General features: G+C 73.0%; 14 protein-coding genes. 4 read left to right on the forward strand and 10 right to left on the reverse strand.

Going from position 1 to position 20,816, the window contains the following annotated elements:
* The 5 genes from IG86_RS45365 to IG86_RS0115815 form a co-directional block, all read right to left on the reverse strand.
* A partial coding sequence (locus tag IG86_RS45365; RefSeq protein ID WP_338116748.1) for a carotenoid oxygenase family protein occupies nt 1-2,062 on the reverse strand: 2,062 nt, incomplete at its 3' end.
* Nucleotides 2,063-2,226: 164 nt separating this feature from the next.
* On the reverse strand, nt 2,227-4,227 hold the full coding sequence (locus tag IG86_RS0115800) for an AAA family ATPase (protein ID WP_051785206.1): 2,001 nt from the start codon (nt 4,225-4,227) through the stop codon (nt 2,227-2,229).
* Between the two features lie 114 nt (nt 4,228-4,341).
* Complete coding sequence (locus tag IG86_RS0115805) at nt 4,342-4,734, reverse strand: nuclear transport factor 2 family protein (protein ID WP_030897352.1); 393 nt, start codon at nt 4,732-4,734, stop codon at nt 4,342-4,344.
* Between the two features lie 111 nt (nt 4,735-4,845).
* Nucleotides 4,846-6,084: a cytochrome P450, cyclodipeptide synthase-associated gene (locus IG86_RS0115810; protein WP_030828242.1), complete on the reverse strand. Its 1,239-nt coding sequence runs from the start codon at nt 6,082-6,084 to the stop codon at nt 4,846-4,848.
* Nucleotides 6,085-6,352: 268 nt separating this feature from the next.
* Complete coding sequence (locus IG86_RS0115815; protein ID WP_078848605.1) at nt 6,353-7,156, reverse strand: IclR family transcriptional regulator; 804 nt, start codon at nt 7,154-7,156, stop codon at nt 6,353-6,355.
* A 399-nt stretch (nt 7,157-7,555) separates the two neighbouring features.
* On the opposite strand from IG86_RS0115815, the gene IG86_RS0115825 reads away from it, so the two are divergent.
* A complete protein-coding gene (locus IG86_RS0115825) occupies nt 7,556-8,968 on the forward strand; it encodes a phenylacetate--CoA ligase family protein (protein ID WP_030897355.1) in 1,413 nt (470 codons plus the stop codon).
* Entirely contained in the window at nt 8,965-9,876 is a 912-nt protein-coding gene (locus tag IG86_RS0115830; RefSeq protein ID WP_030828253.1) for a hypothetical protein, read from the forward strand. Before IG86_RS0115825 ends, IG86_RS0115830 begins: the two co-directional genes overlap by 4 nt.
* A 34-nt stretch (nt 9,877-9,910) precedes the next feature.
* Here IG86_RS0115830 and IG86_RS0115835 read toward each other — a convergent pair whose 3' ends face one another.
* The 5 genes from IG86_RS0115835 to IG86_RS0115855 form a co-directional block, all read right to left on the reverse strand.
* Nucleotides 9,911-11,023, reverse strand: coding sequence for a substrate-binding domain-containing protein (locus IG86_RS0115835; RefSeq protein WP_051785231.1), 1,113 nt, complete (start codon nt 11,021-11,023; stop codon nt 9,911-9,913).
* A gap of 50 nt (nt 11,024-11,073) precedes the next feature.
* Entirely contained in the window at nt 11,074-12,096 is a 1,023-nt protein-coding gene (locus IG86_RS0115840; protein ID WP_045937334.1) for an ABC transporter permease, read from the reverse strand.
* On the reverse strand, nt 12,093-13,685 hold the full coding sequence (locus IG86_RS0115845) for a sugar ABC transporter ATP-binding protein (RefSeq protein WP_030828262.1): 1,593 nt from the start codon (nt 13,683-13,685) through the stop codon (nt 12,093-12,095). The genes IG86_RS0115840 and IG86_RS0115845 overlap by 4 nt, the downstream gene beginning before the upstream one ends.
* A gap of 94 nt (nt 13,686-13,779) precedes the next feature.
* A complete protein-coding gene (locus tag IG86_RS0115850) occupies nt 13,780-16,641 on the reverse strand; it encodes a SpoIIE family protein phosphatase (RefSeq protein WP_030828265.1) in 2,862 nt (953 codons plus the stop codon).
* 133 nt (nt 16,642-16,774) lie between these two features.
* On the reverse strand, nt 16,775-17,710 hold the full coding sequence (locus tag IG86_RS0115855) for a cyclase family protein (RefSeq protein ID WP_030828267.1): 936 nt from the start codon (nt 17,708-17,710) through the stop codon (nt 16,775-16,777).
* A gap of 317 nt (nt 17,711-18,027) precedes the next feature.
* Between IG86_RS0115855 and IG86_RS0115860 the strand changes: the two genes are divergently transcribed.
* Together IG86_RS0115860 and IG86_RS0115865 are read left to right on the forward strand one after the other, a co-directional pair.
* Nucleotides 18,028-19,173, forward strand: coding sequence for a PP2C family protein-serine/threonine phosphatase (locus IG86_RS0115860; protein ID WP_030828269.1), 1,146 nt, complete (start codon nt 18,028-18,030; stop codon nt 19,171-19,173).
* Nucleotides 19,170-20,792 carry a phospholipase D family protein gene (locus tag IG86_RS0115865; RefSeq protein WP_030897361.1) on the forward strand — a complete coding sequence of 541 codons (1,623 nt, stop codon included), beginning with the start codon at nt 19,170-19,172 and terminating at the stop codon, nt 20,790-20,792. The genes IG86_RS0115860 and IG86_RS0115865 overlap by 4 nt, the downstream gene beginning before the upstream one ends.
* Nucleotides 20,793-20,816 lie beyond the last annotated feature (24 nt).

Here is a 20,816-nt window from a genome sequence, read left to right on the forward strand (position 1 = left end):
GTGGCAGGGTCCGTCTCCGATCGGTGGCAAGGCCCGGCCCGGTTCGCCGATCGCGACGAACGCGGCCGGCACCCTGGTGGCGTTCGTCGACACCAATGGAAACCTTGTCAATGACTGGGTGAGCAACGGGGCGTGGCAGGGGCCGTCCGGCCTGGGCGGTCAGCCGCGCGGGGATTCCCCGCTGGCGTTCAATGCCGCCGGTGACCACATCTACTTCATCGACGGCAGCGGCGACGTCGCCAATGACTGGGTGAGCAATGGTGCCTGGCAGGGTCCGTCCCCGATCGGTGGCAAGGCGCGGGCAGGTTCCGGTCTCGCCACCGACGCCGCCGGTACGCATGTCGCGTTCGTCGACACCAATGGCAACCTCGCGAACGACTGGGTGAGCAACGGGGCGTGGCAGGGGCCGTCCGGTATGGGCGGTCAGCCGCGCGGGGACTCGCCACTGGCGTTCAATGCGGCCGGTGACCACATCTTCTTCATCGACGGCAGTGGCAGTGTCGCCAATGACTGGGTGAGCAACGGTGCGTGGCAGGGTCCGTCCGGGATCGGTGGCAAGGCGCGGGCGGGTTCGGGTCTCGCAACCGATGCCGCCGGTACGCATGTCGCGTTCGTCGACACCAACGGCAGCCTCGCCAACGACTGGGTGAGCAACGGGGCCTGGCAGGGGCCGTCCGGCCTCGGCGGCACCAGCCGCTGACCGCCACCCCGGCACGCGGGGGGTGTCGGGGATCCAGGAGCCGTGGAGGCCGGCGGTGACGCGGTGGGGGAGGTGGATGGTGGCGATCTTGTCGAGGCCGGTGGCGTCGAGGACGAGGAGCTGCGAGGCGTCCTGCTTGATGTCGGAGACGACGGTGAGGAGGTAGCCGTCGTCTTCGTTGGTGGCGCCGGTGGCGGGGACGTAGACGGCCTCGCTGGGCAGGCGGGCGTCGCCGACCTGGTGGATGCGGCGGGCGCCGGTGGTGCGGTCGTACTTGACCAGGCCGTAGCCGCCGAGGCCGTTCTCGTCGGGGAAGGCGATGGCGTACTGGTAGCGGTTCTCGCTGCCGAGGTAGTCCTCGTTGAGGGTGGGGAACTCGACGGGGAGGTCGTCGATGATGTGTTCGTCGACGGTGCCGGCGGTGAGGTCGATGGTCCAGCGGCGGGTGTAGGAGCGGGAGACGGGCTCGCTGCCCCGTCCGGGGGAGCCGGTCCACCAGTTCCAGGAGAGGCGGAAGCCCTCGCGGTCGACGGTGGGGCCTTCGAGGACGATGCGGCCCTGGCCGTCTTCGTAGGCGTTGGAGACGTGGAGCATGTTGCCGGGTTCGATCGAGAACCAGCGGACGTCGCGGGCTCCGTCGGCTCCGCGGGGCATGACGCCGATACGGGAGGGCTGCTGGTCGCTCCAGCCGTACGGGATGCCGGAGGGTTCGGTGGGGTCGAAGGTGACGTTGCCCTCGATGAAGACGACGTGGCGGCGGGTGAGGGCGAAGTCGTGCTTGAGGGCGCCGGTGGCTCCGGGGACTTCGGCGCTGTGGACGAGGGCGCCCTTGGCGTCGGCGACGTGGTAGGTCAGGAACGGGGGGACGGGCGAGGAGCCGAAGAAGTGGAGCTCGCCGGTGACCGGGTCTTCCTTGGGGTGGGCGGTCATCGCGGTGGGGAGCTTGCCGTCGAAGTCGTAGGCGCCTACGGTGCCGAGGTCGCGGTCGAGCTCGAAGGGCAGGTTGGCCTCGCACAGGGCGAGGAGCCGTCCGGCGTGTTCGATGACGTGGGTGCCGGCGGCGCTGGCGGTGAGGTCGGGGCCCTTCTCCGTCATGTAGGGGGCGCCGTCGAGGGCGGGGGTGTGGACCCAGCGGTTGCGGTACCACTCGGCGCGCCCGTCACGCAGGCGGATGCCGTGGACCATGCCGCTGCCCTTGAACCAGTGGGTGGGGGTGACGCCGGGCTTCGGGTTGTGGCTGTTGCGCAGCAGCCGGCCGGTCAGCTCGGGCGGAATGGCGCCCTCGATCGTCAGGTCCGTGGCGGTGACCTCCTCCACCACAGGAGTGAAATGACCGGTCAGATAGGGCTTCGATGTGGTCATGCCGAGATTCCTTCGATCGTTCGGGTCGGGACTTGAAGCGGGGGGACGTCCACGGCGCACAGACTCACGCCGGGCGGTGTCCACAATCCAGACCCACCGGAGGGGAGGGGTGTCCACTGCTGTCCGCACCTGTCCACCCGCCCCCGCCGGCCGTGCACGGCCGCCTAGCGCGGGCCGGTCAGCTCCCGCTGCCAGAGGGCCTCGGAGAGCAGGTCCAGGCCCTGGCGCAGATGGCGGCGGTAGGTGCCGTACGGGAGGCCGAGGCGGCGGGCCGCGCCCTCCTGGGTCGGCACCCCGGAGAGGTACCCCGCGGCCAGGGCGTCGCGGGCGCGCACCCCGCGCGGGTCACCGGCGAGGTCGTCGACGCTCTCGCGCAGCAGCGTGCGCAAGTCCTCGACGGGATCCCCGAGGTCGGCCGCGAGACGCGTACGCATCAGGGCGCAGGCGGCGAAGGCGTTCGGATCACGCCAGTGCGCCAGCGCTTCGCGCACGGCCTGGTCGAAGGCGCTGCGCGAGAGGGCCGACGGCGCCGAGGGGACCGGTAGGTCGGGCGTCGATATGAAACGGTGGAGCCAGCTCTCCACGGGGACCTCGCGCCAGTCGACGCCGAACACCCCGTAGGTGTGCTCGCCGACCCGGGGGCGCTCCCCGGTGTCGAGCAGGGTGCCCTTGACACGCGCGGCCCACGCCTCGGCGTCCTGGTAGACGGCGAAGCCGAAGGCGCGGCCGCGGGCGCGGGCCGCCTCCGCCTGGGCCCGGGAGCTGCTCAGGTCGATGACGCGTGAGGGCACTTGGTAGCGCTCGGGGTAGACCGAGAAACGGCTGATGCCGATGTGCTCGCCGGGGCTCACCGGGGCGGTGGCGTCCGTGTAGCGCCACGCGGCGGCGACGACGGGGTCGGTGGCGACGTCCTCGGGGTCGGGCGGGGCCGGCAGGGCGAGCCGGGCCGTGAAGGCGACGACGCGGCCCGTGCTCACGCGACGGTAGACGCTGAAGGCCTGCGGCTGGCGCCGCGCCCAGTAGCGGACCAGCTCCGCCGAGGCCGGCCCCTCGGTCTCCTGCGCCATCCGCAGCACCACGTCCATGTCCTCCGGGTGCAGCGGACGGTCGTGCACCTCGTCCTCGCGGGACCAGGTGCGCAGCCGGGCCAGGGTCTCGCCCTCCCGGAAGAGGTAGAAGAGCTCGTCGGTGACGGTCCACACCCGCTCCTCGGGTGCCTCGCGCAGGATGCGCAGGTATTCGTCCGCGAGGCGCTGGCGGATCGTCTCGAAGGCGTTGGGAGCACGCCAGCGCAGATCGGCGGCGAGTGTCTCGCGCGCCGCGTCGTGCGGGTGGAGTCCGCGGTGCGTGGACTCCATGAAGGGCAGGTCCCGCAGCCAGGAGAACAGCAGATGGGCGTCCTCCCCGGGCAGTACGCAGGACAGCAGTTCCTCGGACGTCGAGTGGGCCTGCGCCGCCACCTCCAGGGCGCGGCGATGGGCGGCCGTGGGGACCTCGCCGATCAGCCCCGCGAGCAGGGTGCGCAGGACGTCCGCCGACGGGGCCCAGATCTCCTCCCTGGCGCAGCCCGCCGATCCGGCCGCGGCGGCCAGGGACAGGGCCAGCGGGTTGCCACCGGCGAAACGCAGCACCCGGTCGCGCAGTTCGGGCCGGATCTGCGCCGCGACCAGCAGCGTCAGGGCCTGCTCCGGGGAGAACGGCTCCAGCTCGGTCACGTGCAGGAGACCGGACCAGGCCGGGTCGGCGGTCCACTGCGGCTGCGGGGCGCGCCGCCCGGCCAGGACGACCAGGGTGTCGTCCGCCGCGCGGGGCAGGAAATGGTGCCACAGCCAGCTCTCCAGCCACTGGCAGTGGTCGAACGAGTCCACGAACAGGACCGTGCCCGGGACGTCGAGGAACGGACCGGCGGCGTGCTCGAAATCGGCCGGGTCGCGGCTGACGAACCGGCCGTCGAGTTCGACGAGCAGCCGGCCGGCGTCCCGGGCGTGGTCGGCCAGACGCCGCAGCAGCGTGGACTTCCCGATGCCGCCCGGCCCGCACACGTAGAACGCGAACGGGGCCTGCGGGTCTGCGGCCAGCGCCTGCTCGAAGAGCCCGAGTTGTTCCTCACGGCCGATGAAGGCCTGTACCCGGGCCCTGTTGAGTCTTTCTCCTACGGACACCATGGTGGTTCGCATCCTCCTTGCAACAGCACCGGCCCTCCGTGCCCGAGGCACGGAGAGCGCTCTCTTTTGAGTCGGTTTCCCCCTGCGGAGCCCCTGCCGGAGCCCCTGTCCGCGTCACTTGACGCTGCCGAGGTTCCCGTCGTCGGGGTGGCCGGTGACCAGGAGGGTGGTTTCCTCGACGGACTGGAAGCGGCCGTCGGGGGCCATCCGGGCGAAGAGGTAGACCTCGGTGCTGGAGGTGCGTCCGTTGTGCTGGGTGACGGTGACGGTGTGCCGGTCCGCGTAGCGCTCCCCGTCCCGCAGCTCGTCGTGGACCTCGATGTGGCCGTCGCGGACCAGGCTGCGCAGTCGCGTCATGTGCTGTACGAAGTCGGTCCGGTCGCTCCAGACGCCGTCGGTGCGCTGGCGGTAGTCGGGGGTGAAGTGCCGGTCGAGGGCCTCGGTGAGGTCGAGGCCGGGGGTGAACAGCAGGTCGGTGATGGCTCTGGTGATGTCGGTCGATGTCATCGTCGTCTTCGCCTAGGGGTGGTGGGGGGTTTTCCGTAACCGGCTTACGGGGCCGGGGAGTACGGGCCACGGCCGGTCCGGGCCGTGGGCGTCATGCAAGACGGGAGTCAGTCACGGCAGGTTCCAGTTCGGTGTGACGGGAGTGAAGTCCAGCGACAGGGCGACCGGGCCCCGCGTGTACAGGCCGGTCTCCCGGTAGCGGAACCCGGGGCTGTAGCGGACCTCGTCCAGCAGCGGCAGGAGCATCGCGGCGACGGTCTCGATCTCGGCACGGGCGAAGGCCGCGCCGACGCACTGGTGCAGTCCGGTCCCGAAGGCCAGGTGCTGTGCCGCCGCGGTGAAGGAGCGGGCCGTGCCCAGGTCCGCGCGGTGGATGTCGAAGGTGTCCGGGGCGGTGAAGGCGGCCGGGTCCCGGTTGGCGGCTCCGATCATGCAGAAGACGGTGGCGCCCGCCGGGACGGTGGTGCCCGCCAGCACGGTGTCCTCCTCCGCCTGGCGGGGAATGAGCTGGACGGGCGGGGTGAAGCGCAGGGTCTCGGCGATCGCGGCGCCCAGCAGGTCCGGGTCCCGGCGGACCTGCGCCAACTGCTCGGGGTGGTCGATCAGATGCCTGAAGAGCAGTGCGAGGGTCTTGTCCGCGGGCTCGGCGGCGGCGATCAGCACGTTGAGGATCAGGGCGGTGACATCGCGATCGCTCATGGAGACGCCGTCGAACTCGGCGGTGCACAGGCCCGATATCAGGTCCTCGCCGGGGTCGCGGCGCCGCTGCTCGATCACCGGAGCGAGATAGGCCTCCAACTGCTCGGCGCAGTCGAGGCAGTGACGGCGGCGCTCTGGTGTGAGGGACAGGCTGGTGACGAACTCGGCGACGCCGCGGTGCCATTCGGCCACCTGCTGCCAGTCCGCACGGTCCAGGCCGAGTGCGTCGAGCGCCACGTGGACGGCGAACGGCTTGCCGAAGTCGCCCACCAGGTCCATCCGGCCGCGGGGGAGGAAGGGGGCCAGGAGTTCGGCGGCGTTGGTGCGGATGGCGCGTACCTGGGCCTGGAGGGCAGCCCCGGTGAATGCCCGTACGACGATCTTCCGCTTGGCGGTGTGCTCGGCTCCGGTCATCTGGGCGAGGACCCGCCCGCGCATCACCGGCTCGGCGCGCGCCTGGAACATCTCGGTGGTGAAGGCGTCGTGGTCGGTCAGTACCCGTTTCACGTCCTCGTGGCGGGAGACGAACCAGCTGTCGATCGCCGGCTCGTGGTGGACCGGGGCCTGCTCCCTGAGCTGTGCGTAGAAGTGGTGTGGCGCGGCGGCGAATTCATCGGACAGGACGCTGAAAGGGGGAGTTGCCAGGGGCATGTTCGGCCGACCTCTCGAAGGTTGCGCATCGTGCGGTGTGGGGGGCCGGGCGCGTTGGGCCGCGCCCGAAATTTCGAGGGATGGTACCGATGCCGAACGAACGACCGGCCGTACCCGCCGGTCGGTGACTGATGCGCCTCGACCTGCGCCGAACAGCATGGGCCGCGTACGGGCCGCGCACGGGCCGCGCACGGGCACGTAGGGGCACGTACGGGCCACCGCGCAGAGGCGGGGGCGACGGACGCCGCCCCCGCCCCCGCCCGCGTGCCTAGTGCCGTCGTGCCGGTGCCAGCACGGCGTGCGCGGCCCGGCCGGCCGGGCCCTGGGCGGGCTCCCACTCGCGGCGCGGCCGCGCCGTGGGGGCCGGCAGCCTCGACAGGTTGGCGCTGACCATCGCCGCCGTACGGACCACGGCCTCGCCCAGCGGTGCGATCCGCTTGCCGTCCAGTGCGGTCGCGGCCACCGCGGCCACCACGTGCCCCGCATCGGAGAACACCGGCGCCGCCACGCACGACAGCGCGCTCACACACTGCCCGTACTGGAAGGCCATGCCCTGCTCCCTGGCCCGCGCCGCCTCCCGCGACCACGCCGCCCGCGACCACCCCGCGGGCGCGCCCGCCTCCCGAGCGGACGCCGTCAGGATCAGCTCGGCCGCACTCCCCGGCGGCAGGACGACCCCGGGATGCAGCGCGAAGACGTCGTCCACCTCGCTGCGCGTGCTCCCCACCACGATGGCGTGTCCCGCCTCGGGAACGGACAGGCTGACCGTCAGCCTGCCGCTCGCCGAAGCCAGTTCACGCAAGGGCCGCGCCGAAGCCGCCCGCAGCGCCCGCGCCGGGTGCCACGCCTGCCCCAGCCGGAACGTCCTCGGGCCCAGCCGGTAGCGGCCCGAACAGCTCTGTACCGCGCCGAGCGCGACCAGTTGCCCGAGCAGCCGGTGCGCCGTGGCCTTGGGCAGTTCGGCGTCCGCCGCCAGCCTGGTCAGGCCGATTTCGTCGCCGTGCGCGAGCACCTCCATGAGTGCGAACGCGCCCTCCAGTACACCCCGCCCCTCAGTGCCGGATCTGGCCATGAGCGGTTCCCCCTTCCGTACGGACGCCACCGGTCGGATGGTGCCCGTAACTCCCCGTTCGTCCCGGCCCATCAGCAAGAACGGTGGTGCCGCCCTCCGCTTCCGCCGGTCCGTTGAACGGACCCGATCATTGCCCGCAACACCACGATCGCGCCAGGGTGTTGTCACCCAGGGACGCACGGACCGGCCCCTCACAGGGCACGGAACGTCCGTCCGCCAGGAGCGACAAAAGGAGGATCCGATGAGCGCGATCAAGACCGGCGCCAAGCAGTTCAAGTACGTCATGGGTGCCATGACGGCCGTCTTCTTCGGTTCTTGTTCTGCCAGCTGACGCAGATTCGGGGGGTGGGGGCGGCGTGCCGCCCCCACCCCTTTTCTTCACGTTCCAGGGAGGTACGAGTGCTGGAGACCGGTGTCCGGCAGGTCCGGGTGGCGATGGCCATGGTGTTCGGTCGGAAGCTGAACGTGAGGGCCGTGGAGCGGCTCGTCGCCGACGCCCTCGCCACGCTGGAGGAGTTCGGCTCCCTCGGCGACGACGTCGACGAACTGGCCGACGGACCGTTCGCCGACCCGGACGAGCGCCGTGACCTGCAGAACCGCGCCCTCCAGCGGACCGTGCGCCGACTCGCCAAACGCTCGCCCTTCTACCGCGAGCGGCTCGCCGGCATCGACCTCGACGGACTGACCACCGAGACGCTCACCCGGATCCCGGTCACCCGCAAGGCCGACCTGCTCGAGCGCCCGGCCGACTTCCTGTGCAGCACCCCCTACCTGGCGACCCAGACGACCGGCACCACCGGTCGCCCCGTCCAGATGTGGCTCTCCCGCTACGAGATGGAACTCTGGCCGGCGCTGATCGCGCTGTCCGTCGTGCTGCGCGGGGACATCCGCCCCGGCGACCGGATGCAGATCAACCTCAGCTCCCGGGCGACGGCCGCCGTGCAGGAGGACGTGGAGGTCTGCCGGCTCGTGAACGCCTCCTGCCACGTCGTCGGCCAGGTCCCGCCCGAGGAATCCGTCGAGCACCTGCTCGGCGGCAACGGCACCCGCCCCACCCTGCTCACCGGCAACCCCAGTTACCTGGCCCGGATGCTCACCGCGGCACGCCGTCGTGGCTACGGACCCGACGACTTCGGCCTCCGGTCGATCTACGCCGGCGGCGAGATCGTGTCACCGGCCTTCGTGGCGGCCCTGCGCGAGACCTTCGGCGCCGAGACCATCGGCGACAACTTCGGCATGACCGAACTGCTGCCCGTCGGCGGCCGCACCTGCAGCCACCACCACCTCCACATCGACCCCAACATGGGCTACACCGAGGTGCTCGGCCTCGACACGGGAGAACCCGTCGCCCCCGGACAGCTCGGGGAACTGACCGTCACGCCGTACTACCCCTACCGGGAGTGCATGCCGGTCCTGCGGTACAACACCGGCGACGTCGTCCGCACCCTGGAGGGCGAACCCGACTGCGAACTGGCCGCGGTGCCCGCCGTGTCGCAGATCCTCGGCAAGGCGGGCACCCTGCTGCGCACCGCCGACGGGGTCGTGACGCCGCGCGACGTCGTCGAGGCCCTGGACGGCACCCCGGGCATGCCCTGGCCGCTGCGCCACCGCGCGCAGGTCGGCTCCGACGGCCGCCTCCACGTGGAGGTCGCCTCGCGGACCGCGACGACGGCCGAGGTGACCGAGCGGCTGCTGGCCCGCGACATCGACGCGCGCGTCACCGTCCTGCCGCTGGACGACGAGGAGGCCGCGCGCCGCTTCCCCCTCCGCTGTGACCTGTTGGAGCACACCTTCACCCGGAGCCACGCATGACGGTCTTCTTCCAGCTCGCGGTCACCGCGGCCCTGGCCCTCGCGGTCGTCGTCGGCACCATCGCCTACTTCCGTGCCGTCCGCACGGCGAGGCCGCCCGTCGGCGTCTTCAACGGCCGGGACATCTTCATGATGATGGGCTTCGTCCTGGCGCTGCCGTACGTCTACCTCGCACTGCCGGGTGCCGTCCTCCCGGTCGTGCTCGCCCTGGTCTTCGCCGGCGGACTGTCCGTCGGCTACCAGCCGATCATCGGCAACGGCCGGCTGCGCTGGGCGCTGATCACCGCGTTGATCGCGAGCGTCCTCGTCACGCACCTGGCCTTCGGGGAGACCGCGCCGCCGTACTGGGTGGCGAACAGCTGTGTCGTCGGCCTGGTCGTCGTCTCCGCCACGAACCTCAACGTCCAGGGCGGCATGCGGCTGAAGAACGTGGCGTGGTTCCTGCTCGCCCTCGCCGCCTACGACGCCTTCTTCGCCTGGGTCGTCCCGCTGACCCAGGAGCTCGCCGACGCCGTCCAGGGCTATCCGTACGCACCGGCCGCGGGCCTGCGCATCGGTGAGGACCTCGGCGCCGTCGTCGGCATGGGCGACCTGCTGGCCTACGCCCTCTTCACGACCACCGCCTACAAGGCGTACGGGAAGCCGGGGCTGCGGACCGGGATCACCCTGGTGGTGCTCTTCGGGGCCGTGGCTCCCGTGGCGGCCCTGCACCTGATCTCGGCGGCCACCGGCGACGCCCCCGGCATCATCCCCGCCCAGGTGTTCTTCGGCCCGGCCGCCTTCGTCGCCTACCAGGTCCTGCGACGCCGGGGGCCGGAGCGCCGGATGGCCGACATCGTCTTCCGCGGCGACCGCGCGGACGCTCCGCGGCAGACCCCGGTACGCGCCGAGGCCCGGCCGGTGGCCTGAGCGGGCACGGCCGGGGGGCCCGGGGGCCGGGGCGCTACCCGCGCCAGATCTTCTCGTACGCCTCCTGGTACCCGCGGGGGTCCCAGGAGGTGGCCCCGCCGCTGTTGTCGGCCGTGACCACGTGGACCGGGGCGACGTAGCCGCTCGCGGGCCGGCCGGCGAAGGCTCGGTTGAACTCGTCGACGATCTGCCAGCCCTGCTGCGAGAGCGGCTCCGGAACGGTGGCGGCCTGGTACTGCCGGCTGTTGATGCGCTGGAAGGCGGACGGATCGCCGTCGCCGGCACCGATGTTGGACGGCGGTCCGCCGCCCGGCTTCCCGGCGGCGCGCAGGGCCGGGGCGGCGTCGGCGAAGTAGAGGTCGTTGATGGCGACCGAGTGGGTCCACTTCTTCCCGAAGCGGGACAGCAGGGAGGAGACCTCCTGCGGGGTGCGCCGGCTCGCGTCCGGGATCGGAATGTTCTCGTACGCCAGGAGGTCGACGCCGGGGCAGTCGGCGAGGCGCCGCTCGATCAGGTCGGCCTTCGTCCTGGCGAAGGGGATCGAGTCGTCGGTGAACAGGACGACGCCCGCTCCGCCGTCGGACCGGGCGATGATCCAGTCCGCGCTGATCCTCGCCACGTCCTGCACCTTCGTGGTGATGTTGGTGAAGAGCGGCGGGTTCGTGCTCGGGCCGGGTGAGTCGACCGCGTGCCAGCCGACGAGCGGGATGTCCGCGGCCCGGGCCCGCGCCACCTGCTGCGAGGTCAGGCGCGGGTCGAAACCGCCGATGACGATGCCCGAGGGCCTGAGGGTGACGGCCTGGCTCAGCGCCGCCTGGATCCCGGCCGGGCTGCCCTCCCCGTCGATCACCCGGACCTGCCAGCCGATGGTCTTCGCGGCCTGCTGGAGCCCCTGCGCGACTCCCGCCACGCCCGGATTGGTCATGGTCTGCGCGACGTAGACGATGCTCTTGCCGGGGACCGCGGCGGGCCCGGTCGTGGGCCCGGTCCACGAACTGTCGGTGCTCTCGGCCTTCGCGACGTCGGCCCGCGCCTCCTGGAGGACGGTCGGGCAGCCGGCCGCCGAGGGCCCGGTGGTGCCCGCCGTGCCGCCGCCGCATCCGGCGACGGCCGCCGTGAGCAGGGCTGCGGCCGCGAGAAGGGTCATGCGGTTGGGGTACACGGTGCTCCTGACGCTCTGTGCGCTGCGAAGGGGTCTCAGGGGGCGTCCTGCCGATCGTGCCGGGTCCGCGCGGCCCCTCCGGTCGCGGTGGCGCCGGCGCGCAGCCGGCGGCGGGCGGAGTAGCCGGCCAGGCCGACCGCGATGAGCAGGGTCGCGCCGTTGAACAGCGGGGTCGCCCAGAACTGTGCGCCGAGCTGCCCGATCCCGGCGAGGCCCACGGCGAGGACGGTCACGGCGACGAGGGTGCCCAGGGCGTTGGCACGGCCCGGTTTGATCGCGGTGGAGCCGAGCAGGGCGCCGACGAACGCGGGCAGCAGGTAGTCCAGCCCGACGCTGGGGTTGCCGATCTGCTGCTGCGCCGCGAGGAGGACCCCGGCGAAACCGACGATCAGGCCCGACGCGGCGAAGGCGACGACGGAGTAGCGGTGGGTGGGGATGCCGAGGATCGCGGCGGCCCGGGGGTTGGAGCCGATGACGTACAGGTACCGGCCGAGCGGCAGCCGTTCCAGCAGCACCCAGAGGGCGGCGACGAGGGCGAGCACGTAGAAGGCGGGGAGGGGCAGGCCGAGGAACCTGGAGTCGTACAGGCCGGTGAAGGCGGCCGGGAGGCCTTCGGGGCCGGGGACGATCCGGCCGCCGTCGGTGATCCAGCCGGTCGCCGCGTACATGATGCTGCCGGTGCCGAGGGTGGCGATGAGGGAGTCGATGCGCGCGAACTCGACGATGATGCCGTTCACGACGCCGGCCAGCGCCCCGCCGACGACGACCGTGAGGCAGGCCAACTGCCAGGGCCAGTGCTCGTCGACGATGAGGTGCATCACCATGACGTGCGCCAGGCCCAGGCCGTAGCCGATGGACAGGTCGAACCGGCCGGCCGCGATGGGCACCGTCACACCGAGCGCGAGGATGGCGGGGATCGACTGGTTGGACAGGATCGAGGAGACGTTGTCCATCGTCGGGAAGGTGTCCGGCAGGACGAGGGAGAAGACCAGGAAGAGCAGGACCGTCAGGGTCAGCAGGCCGTAGGTGCCGGCGAAGTGGGCGCGCCGGCGGATCACCGGCCCGAACCGTTTCCGGTGATCGCGGGCAGGGCCGAGGCGGTGCGCGTGAGCTCGGTGACGTTCAGCTTCCCGCCCGCCAGCTCGGCCACCACGGCGCCGCGGCCGAAGACCAGCGCACGGTGGCAGAGGTCGGCGACCTCCTCGAAGTCGGTGGAGATGAGCAGGACGGCGAGGCCCGAAGCCACCGCCTCGTCGAGGATGCGGTGGATCGCCGCCTTGGCTCCGACGTCCACGCTGGCGGTCGGCTCCTCCAGGATCAGCAGGCGCAGGTTCCCCCGCAGCCACCGGCCGACGACCACCTTCTGCTGGTTGCCGCCGGACAGGGTGGCGATGGGCACCTCGCTGTCCCGGGGGCGCACCGAGAACCGCTCGATCAGGGCGCGGGCCTCGGCGCGTTCGCGCCGCGGACCGGTCCAGCGCCAGTCGGGCACACCGGCGGCCCGCGGATTGGCGAGGAAGTTCTCCCGCACGGTCAGATCGGCGGCGCAGCCCTCCTCCTGACGGTTGCCGGCGACGAAGCCGACGCCGTGGCGCAGTGCCTCGGCGACCGTGTGCGGACGGTACGGGCTGCCGTCCAGCAGTGCCCGGCCGCCGAGGAGCGGCAGCGCGCCGGCGAGGGCGCGGCCCAGGTGCGTGTGGCCGGCGCCGGTCAGGCCCACCATGCCGAGGATCTCGCCCTCGCGCAGCTCCAGGGCGACGGGCCCCGTGCGTCCGGTCGACACGCTGTCGAGGCTCAGGACGGCGGGGCGCGCCGCGCGCGCGGAGCCGGAGGCGGCTGCGGATGAGGATGCGGGGGCGGGCGCGGGGTCGGTCCGGCGGCGGGCCGGTTCGTGGCCCACGATGTCCCGCACCAGGCGGGCGGGGGAGTAGGGGGCGAGCGGGCCGTGGCTGACGAGGCGGCCGTCGCGCAGGACGGCGAAGGTGTCGGCGACCTCGTACACCTCGTCGAGCCGGTGGCTGACGTAGAGGATGCCGTGTCCCCGGTCGCGCAGGGCGTGCAGGACGTCGAAGAGCCGGGCGCAGTCGGCGGCGGGGAGGGTGGCGGTCGGCTCGTCGAGGACGAAGAGCCGGGCGTTGCGCGCCAGCGCGCGGGCGATGGCGACCAGGGACCGCTCGGCGGGGGCGAGGTCGGCGATGCGGGCGTCGGCGTCCAGGTGTCCGGCGACGGTCCGCAGGGCCTCGTCGCAGCGCTCACGGGTCCGGCGCCACGAGATCAGGCCGCGGCGCAGCGGGTAGCCGGCGCCCAGGGCGATGTTCTCGGCGACCGTCATCCACTCGACGAGACCGAGGTCCTGGTGGATGAAGGACATCTGGCGGAAGGCGGCCTCTGAGGGGAGCGGGTGACCGGCCACCGTCACCTCGCCCGCGTCGGCGTGGTGGACCCCCGCGAGCACCTTGATCAGGGTGGACTTGCCGGCCCCGTTGGGTCCGAGGAGGGCGAGGACGCTGCCGCCGTGGATGTCGAGGCCGACCGAGTCCAGTGCGAGCGTGCCGCCGAACCGCTTGCTGAGACCGCGTATCCGGACGAGGGGTTCCCCGCCGGAACGCGGGGGCGGGCTCATCGAGGTGACGGGAGTGTCATGCACGGACTTCTCCGGGGCCGCCTGGGGGAGGTGGTGCTGCGTTACGGAACAGTCAGGATGCTACTTGGAGCTATCGCCACATGACGGACATTGCGGGTCATGCCGCGTCCAGGGCGCATTCGGCCCAGATGACCTTGCCCCGGGCGGTGTACCGGGCTCCCCAGGCCTGGGAGAGCTGCGCGACGAGGAACAGGCCGCGGCCGCCCTCGTCCGTGGTGGCGGCCCGCCGCAGGTGGGGGGCGGTGTTGCTGCCGTCGGAGACCTCGCAGATCAGGGTCCGGTCGTGGATCAGCCGGACCTGGATGGGCTCGCTGCCGTAGCGGACCGCGTTCGTGACCAGCTCGCTGAGCATCAGCTCGGCGGCGAAGGCGAGTTCGTCCAGCCCCCAGTCGGCGAGCTGGCGGGTGGCGGCGCCCCGGACGTCGGAGACGAGGGACGGGTCCGGGGCCAGGTCCCACGTGGCGATCCGGTCGGCGGGAACGGCACGGGTGCGGGCGACGAGCAGCGCGACGTCGTCGCCCGGATGCTCCGGAGCCACGGCCTCCATGACGGCCCGGCAGGTGTCCTCCGGGCTCCGGTCCGGGTGGGCCAGCGCGTGGCGCAGCTGGTCGAGCGACACGTCGATGTCGCGGTGGCGGCCGTCGACGAGACCGTCGGTGTACAGCACCAGCGTGCTGTGCTCGGGGAGGCGGATCTCGGCGGTCTCGAAGGGCAGCCCGCCCAGACCGAGGGGCGGTCCGGCGGGCAGGTCGGGGAAGGCGACGCTGCCGTCGGGGGCGACCAGGGCGGGCGGGGGGTGGCCGGCGCGGGCCATCGTGCACACCTGCGAGGTGGGGTCGTAGACGGCGTACAGGCAGGTGGCGCCGACGATGCCGTTGCTGCCGGTGGCGCTCGCGTCGTCCTCCTCCCGGTCCAGGCGCACCAAGAGGTTGTCCAGGTGGGTGAGCAGCTCGTCGGGCGCCAGCTCCAGCTCGGCGAAGTTGCGTGCCGCGATGCGCAGCCGGCCCATGGTGGCGGCGGCGTGCAGTCCGTGCCCGACGACGTCGCCGACCAGCAGCGCGACGCGGGTGCCGGAGAGGGGGATGACGTCGAACCAGTCGCCGCCCACCCCGGACTCGGCGGGCAGGTAGCGGTGGGCGACCTCCACGGCCCCCTGCTCGGGGAGGCCGCGCGGGAGAAGGCTGCGCTGCAGGGCCAGGGCGAGGGTGTGCTCGCGGGTGTAGCGGCGGGCGTTGTCGATGCAGAGTGCGGCGCGGGCGGCCAGTTCCTGGGCCAGCCGGGTGTCGTCGTCGCCGAAGGGGGCCGGGTCCTCCGAGCGGTAGAAGGTGGCGATGCCGAGCAGTACGCCGCGGGCGAGCAGCGGGACGCAGATCATGGAGTGCACGTTGTGGGCCAGGATTCCCCGGGCGTGGTCGAGGCCCGGGACCATCCAGGCAGGAGTGGTGGCCTGGAGGTCGGTCTCCAGAACGGCGGGCGCGCCCTCCAGACAGCGCATGTGGGGGGTGCCGGGGTCCAGCCGCACCTGGTGGCCGACGGGGTAGAAGGGGCAGTCGTCGCGGATGCCGTGGACCACCGTGCGGTGCAGCTCGGCCTGCGGGTGGGCGGACTCCTCGCCGCGAAGGACGGCCCCGGCCAGGTCGACCGTGACGTAGTCGGCCAGACGCGGCACGGCCGTCTCGGCGAGTTCCCAGGCGGTGCGGCTCACGTCCAGGGTGGTGCCGATCCGGGTGCTGGCCTCGGCCAGCAGCTCCAGGCGGCGGCGCGCGGCGACGGCGTACTTGCCCACCTCGGGCTCGCCCACCAGCACCAGGCCCCGGACCGCGCCGGGGGCGTCGGCCGCGTCGTCCACGCCGGTGGTCGGGCCGGCTGCCGGGCCCGCGGTCGGGCCTGCGGTCGGGTCGGCGGTCGGGCCGGTCTGCCCGTCGCCCCGGGCGGAGGCGTCGGCGAGGTGCCAGGTCAGCGACTCGGCGCGTTCCGTGGCGGCGAGGGCCAGGGCGCCGAGGGCGGAGGCGGTCGGCTTCGAGGCGGCGAGATGGTGCGCCGGCGGGGACTCGCCGGTGAGGACCGCCTCGACGACGACGCCCTCCACCCCGGACAGGCTCGTGACCGGGCTGCTCAGGAGGGTGACCCCGCGCCCGTGGGACAGGGACACCTCGACGGCGGCCCGCTGCGGGGAGCAGATGAGTTCGGTGGCCTTCGCCTTGAGGACCATCTGGTCCTGCCGGTCCAGGCCGCCGTCGGTGAGCTCGTCCAGTCCGATCAGCTGCCCGTCGTCGGCGGCCTCCCCGCCGCGGGCGCGGAGCCGGGCGTCGAGGTACGTCCGCAGCAGGGCGCGCTCACGCGCCGAGCTCTGCTCCATGAGCCGCCGCTCGATGGACTCCGCCGCCCGGCGGACCAGGACCGGCAGGGCCGGATCCTCGTAGCTGCGCGGGTACCCGAAGCAGAGGACGCCGACGATGTGGCCGCTGAACTGGTCGCGGATCGGCGTCGCGGAGCAGGCGTTCGACTGGGACCGCTCGGCGAAGTGCTCGGCGCCGTACACCTGGCACAGCCGCCTCTCGGCGAGCGCGAGACCGATGCCGTTGGTGCCCGCGTAGCGCTCGGCGAAGACGAAGCCGGGGACGCTCTGGATCGGCGGCAGCCGCCCGGCCAGGGCGGGCTCCCCGAACCGGCGCTGCAGTACGGTCCCGTTCCCGTCGGCGAGGGAGACGTTCATCTGGCTGCCCGAGAACCTGGACTGGAGCTGGTCGAGAACCGGTTCGGCCGCCCGGACGAGCCGGCTGTCGGGGTCGAAGTCGTCCGTGTACGGGAGGTCCGTCTGCTCCGGTGAGAGCCCCAGCATCCGGCTGCGCATCCACGAGTTCAGGATGGGGCCGCGGACGCTGCCCTCGACCGACTCGCCCAGCAGGAACCGCTCACGGGAGCGTACGGGGCTGATCTGGCCTCCCGTGACCCCCATCTGCACCACTTCCCCTTGCCGTGCCGCCTGCCGCACCGGGATGTTCGCACCGAGCGAGTGCTGTTCGAGTATATTCCTCCGCTTTTAAATGAATATGGTCGGATGGATCCGTTCTTGCAGTGTTGACCCTTCATCACAGGACCGCGACCGGATTGACCGGCGAACCCGTCCCGCCGGGCACCCTGAGCGGGGATACGACGATCATGAACTCGTACCGCCGCGCCTCGGCGCAGGCCGCCGAGAGGGCCTCCAGGTCCAGGTTGTCCAGCAGCGGCACGCCCATGGCGGCGACGGCCAGCGCGTGGACGGGGGAGTGCACCCCCTCGACCGGCGAGGGGCGCACGTCGCTGTCCCCGTCACCGCCGAGCAGGGCGATCCCGCGCTCGGCCAGCAGCGGCACGGCGTCCACGTGGAAGCCCGCGCAGGCCGCGTCGGCGTCCCAGGGGCCGAGCTCCCGCCGCCGCCGGAAACGGCCGGAGCGCAGCAGTACGGCGCAGCCCTCGTCGATCGCCACCCTGAGCGCCCGCTCCGCGGCGGCGACGTCCCGCGCGCGGACCGCGTGGCCCGGTTCCAGCCACCGCGTCCCGAGGACGGCCGGCAGGTCGAGGAGCACGCCTTTGGTGACGAGCGGGCCGAGGGCCTCCACCGAACCGAAGCGGGCGCCCCCGGCGTCGACGGCCTCCCGCGCCGGACGGCCGTCGTAGAGCCGGCCCCGGTAGGCGACGTGGGACAGCGCGTCGAGGTGGCTCACGGCCTTGCCGTGGTAGTCGGCGGCGATGAAGTCCTTGTACGTGGCGGGCTCCGCGGGCTGCACGTCACCGAGGTCGGACATGTAGTGCAGGGCCGGTCTGCCGTTGTCCGGTCCGGAGCGGGTGTTCCACGGCAGGCCCAGCGGCACCGTCGTGCCGGACCGCACCAGGGCGGCGGCCCGCAGCACGTGATCCGCGGTGACCCGGTTCCAGGCGCCGCGGTCGGCCGGGGACCACCGGCCCCATGTGCTGACCGAGGCGAAGAGGGATTCGAACTGCGCGCGCGACACCCCGGGCCCGCCGCCGGCGGGGTCCGGCAGGGGGGCGGGCCCTTCCGCGGACTCTTCCGCGGGCCCCTCCGCGGGACTGCTGCTCACCTGCTTCTCCTCACACTCGCGCGTGCGGCTGCGGTGCTCCACGGCCCGGGACGCGTTCCCCGGTGTGCGCACGCAAGGACATGCCCGCCGGTCGGCCGCCCTACTCCGGGGACACCGCAAGGTCGGCCGTATGGAGGCGCGCCACGGCCCCGGCCGCCGCCGCCCCGGCCGCCGCCGCCCCGGGCGGCGTGGTGCCGCGTGCCGCCGCCCGGTGTCGCGGCGAGTGGCGGTGACGAGGCCCGACGGCGCAGGCTGTATGCATGCGGGTGCCCATCCGCTCCTCTCCCCGACCGGGAGGCGGCGGTCACCATCAGGTCCTCTTCGTCCTCGCGGAGTGCGTGCCCTTCGTGATCGCGCTCCTGGTGCTGGTCATGGAGTTCACGCCCGCACACGTCCTGTACACCGGGCCCTTCCTGGTGGCCACGCCCGCGCTGGCCGCGGTGACCATGGGCCCCAGGGGCACCGTCGCCGCGGCGGCCCTGGCCGTGGCCGTGAGCATCGCCACGGCCACGTACAACCAGGCGTGGGGCAACCAGCAGGTCTACAGCAACTTCCTCGCCCTCTTCCTGGTGTCGGTGGCCAGCGTGACGACCAGCCGCATGGCCCGCGCACGCAGCGCGAGCGAGCTGAACCAGGTCCGCCGGATCGCCTCGGCGGCGCAGAAGGTCCTGCTACGGCCCGTCCCCGAACGGCTGGGCCCCCTGCGCGCGGCCAGCCTGTACCTCGCGGCCGAGAAGGGCGCGCAGATCGGCGGGGACCTCTACGAGGCCATGGAGACCCGGTACGGGATCCGGATGATCGTCGGAGACGTACGGGGCAAGGGCCTGCCCGCCGTGCGCACGGCCGCGGCCGTGCTGGGCGCGTTCCGGGAGGCCGTGTACTACGAGGACGACCTGGTGGACGTCATCAGGCACTGCGAGGCGGCGATGCGCCGGGACGCCGCCGTACCGGGCGCGGTCGACGAGGAGGCGCTCGTGGAGGGCTTCGTCACCGCGGTCGTGGCCCAGGTGCCCGACAGGCACGTGGTCGAGGTGGTCAACCGCGGCCATCCGCCGCCGCTGCTGCTGCGCGACGGCAGGGTCCAGGCCCTGATGCCCAGCACTCCGCTGCCGCCCCTCGGCCTGGGCGAGTTCATCGCCGGCCCGCCCGGCACCCGGGACAGCTACGCCTTCCTGCCCGGCGACCGCCTGCTGCTCCACACCGACGGCGTCAACGAGGCCCGCGACCGCGGCAACGCCTTCTTCGCCCTCCCGGAGGCCATGGAGGCGATGCCCGACCGCGGGCCCCGGGAGTTCCTGGACCGGCTGTGCCAGGCACTGGTCCGCCACACCGAGGACCAGCTGGCGGACGACGTGGCGATGATCCTCGTCGACCGGCGGGACGAGTCCGGGAGGCCGGCCCGATGACCCGTGTGCAGTGGCTCCTGGTGCGCGGCGAACGCGGCAACCCCGCGACCCGCCTGGACGACCGGCGCGCGGACGGCGCCGCCTGGTCCTGGGGCAACCAGGCGCGGCCGCTGGTCCACGGCGCCTCGTACTTCGCCGAGCTGCTGGCGGCCGTCGACGCGATGCGCGAAGGGGACCTGCTCCTGTTCACCGACTGGCGCGGCGACCCCGACGAGCGGCTCGACGGGCCCGGCACCGAGATCGGCGCGGTCCTGTGCCGGGCGGCCGAGCGCGGCGTCGTGGTCAAAGGACTGCTGTGGCGCTCCCACCTGGACAGCCTCCACTTCAGCGAGAAGGAGAACCTCAGCTTCGGCAAGGAGATCGCGCGGGCCGGCGGCGAATGCCTGCTCGACATGCGGGTCCGGCCCGGCGGCTCCCACCACCAGAAGCTCGTGGTGCTGCGCCACCGGGACCACCCCGAGCGGGACGTCGCGTACGTCGGCGGCATCGACCTGTGCCACAACCGCAACGACGACGCCGAGCACCGCGGCGACCGCCAGTCACTGCCCCTGGCCGCCGCCTACGGGCCGCACCCGCCGTGGCACGACGTCCAGCTCGCCCTGCGAGGGCCGGTCGTCGGTGACGTCGAGGCCGTCTTCCGCGAACGCTGGGAGGACCCGGCGCCGCTCACCCGCAGCCCCCTCACCCGCCTGCGGGAGCGGATGCACCGCGAGGACGTCCACGCGGACCGGCTGCCGCCCCAGACCGCGGATCCGGAGCCCTGCGGCACACACACCGTCCAGTTGCTGCGGACCTACCCGAACCGTCTCCTCCTCGGCTACCCCTTCGCCCCCGACGGCGAGCGCAGCATCGCGCGCGGCTACCTCAAGTCGCTGCGACGGGCCCGGGCGCTCATTTACCTGGAGGACCAGTACCTGTGGTCGCCCCGCGTGGTGGCCGGCTTCGCCGAGGCGCTGCGCCGCAATCCGGAGCTGCGGATGATCGGCGTCGTCCCCACCTTCCCGGACCAGGACGGAACGCTCACCCTGCCGATGAACCTGATCGGGCGGATCAACGCGCTGGCCGAGCTGCGCCGCGCCGGCGGCGACCGGGTCGCGGTGTACGGCCTGGAGAACCACGCCGGAACGCCCGTCTACGTCCACGCCAAGGTGTGCGTGATCGACGACGTGTGGGCCTCGGTCGGGTCCGACAACATCAACCTCCGTTCGTGGACCCACGACTCCGAACTCGGCTGCGCCGTCCACGACGAGAGCCCGGACCCGCGCAGTCCGCGGGACCCGGGCGGCCTGGGGGACGGCGCCCGCGTCTTCGCCCGGGAGCTGCGCCTGGAGCTCATGCGCGAGCACCTGGACCTTCCGGACGGCGACGGAGGCGACGCCGACCCCGACGGCTCGCTGTGCGATCCCGTCGCCGCCTTCGAGGCCTTCCGGGCGGCGGCCGCTGCGCTCGACGCCTGGTACGAGGGCGGCCGCAGCGGCCCCCGCCCGCCGGGGCGGCTGCGCCCCTACGGTCCTCCGGACCTGCCCGCCGGACGGAGGCTGCTGGCCCGCCCGCTGCACCGGATCCTGGTCGACCCCGACGGCCGCCCGATGGGACTGAGGTTGCGCAAGAGGTTCTGAGCGGTGCCGCGTACCAGGGTGAAT

The organism is Streptomyces virginiae (assembly GCF_000720455.1).
Lineage (GTDB): Bacteria > Actinomycetota > Actinomycetes > Streptomycetales > Streptomycetaceae > Streptomyces > Streptomyces virginiae.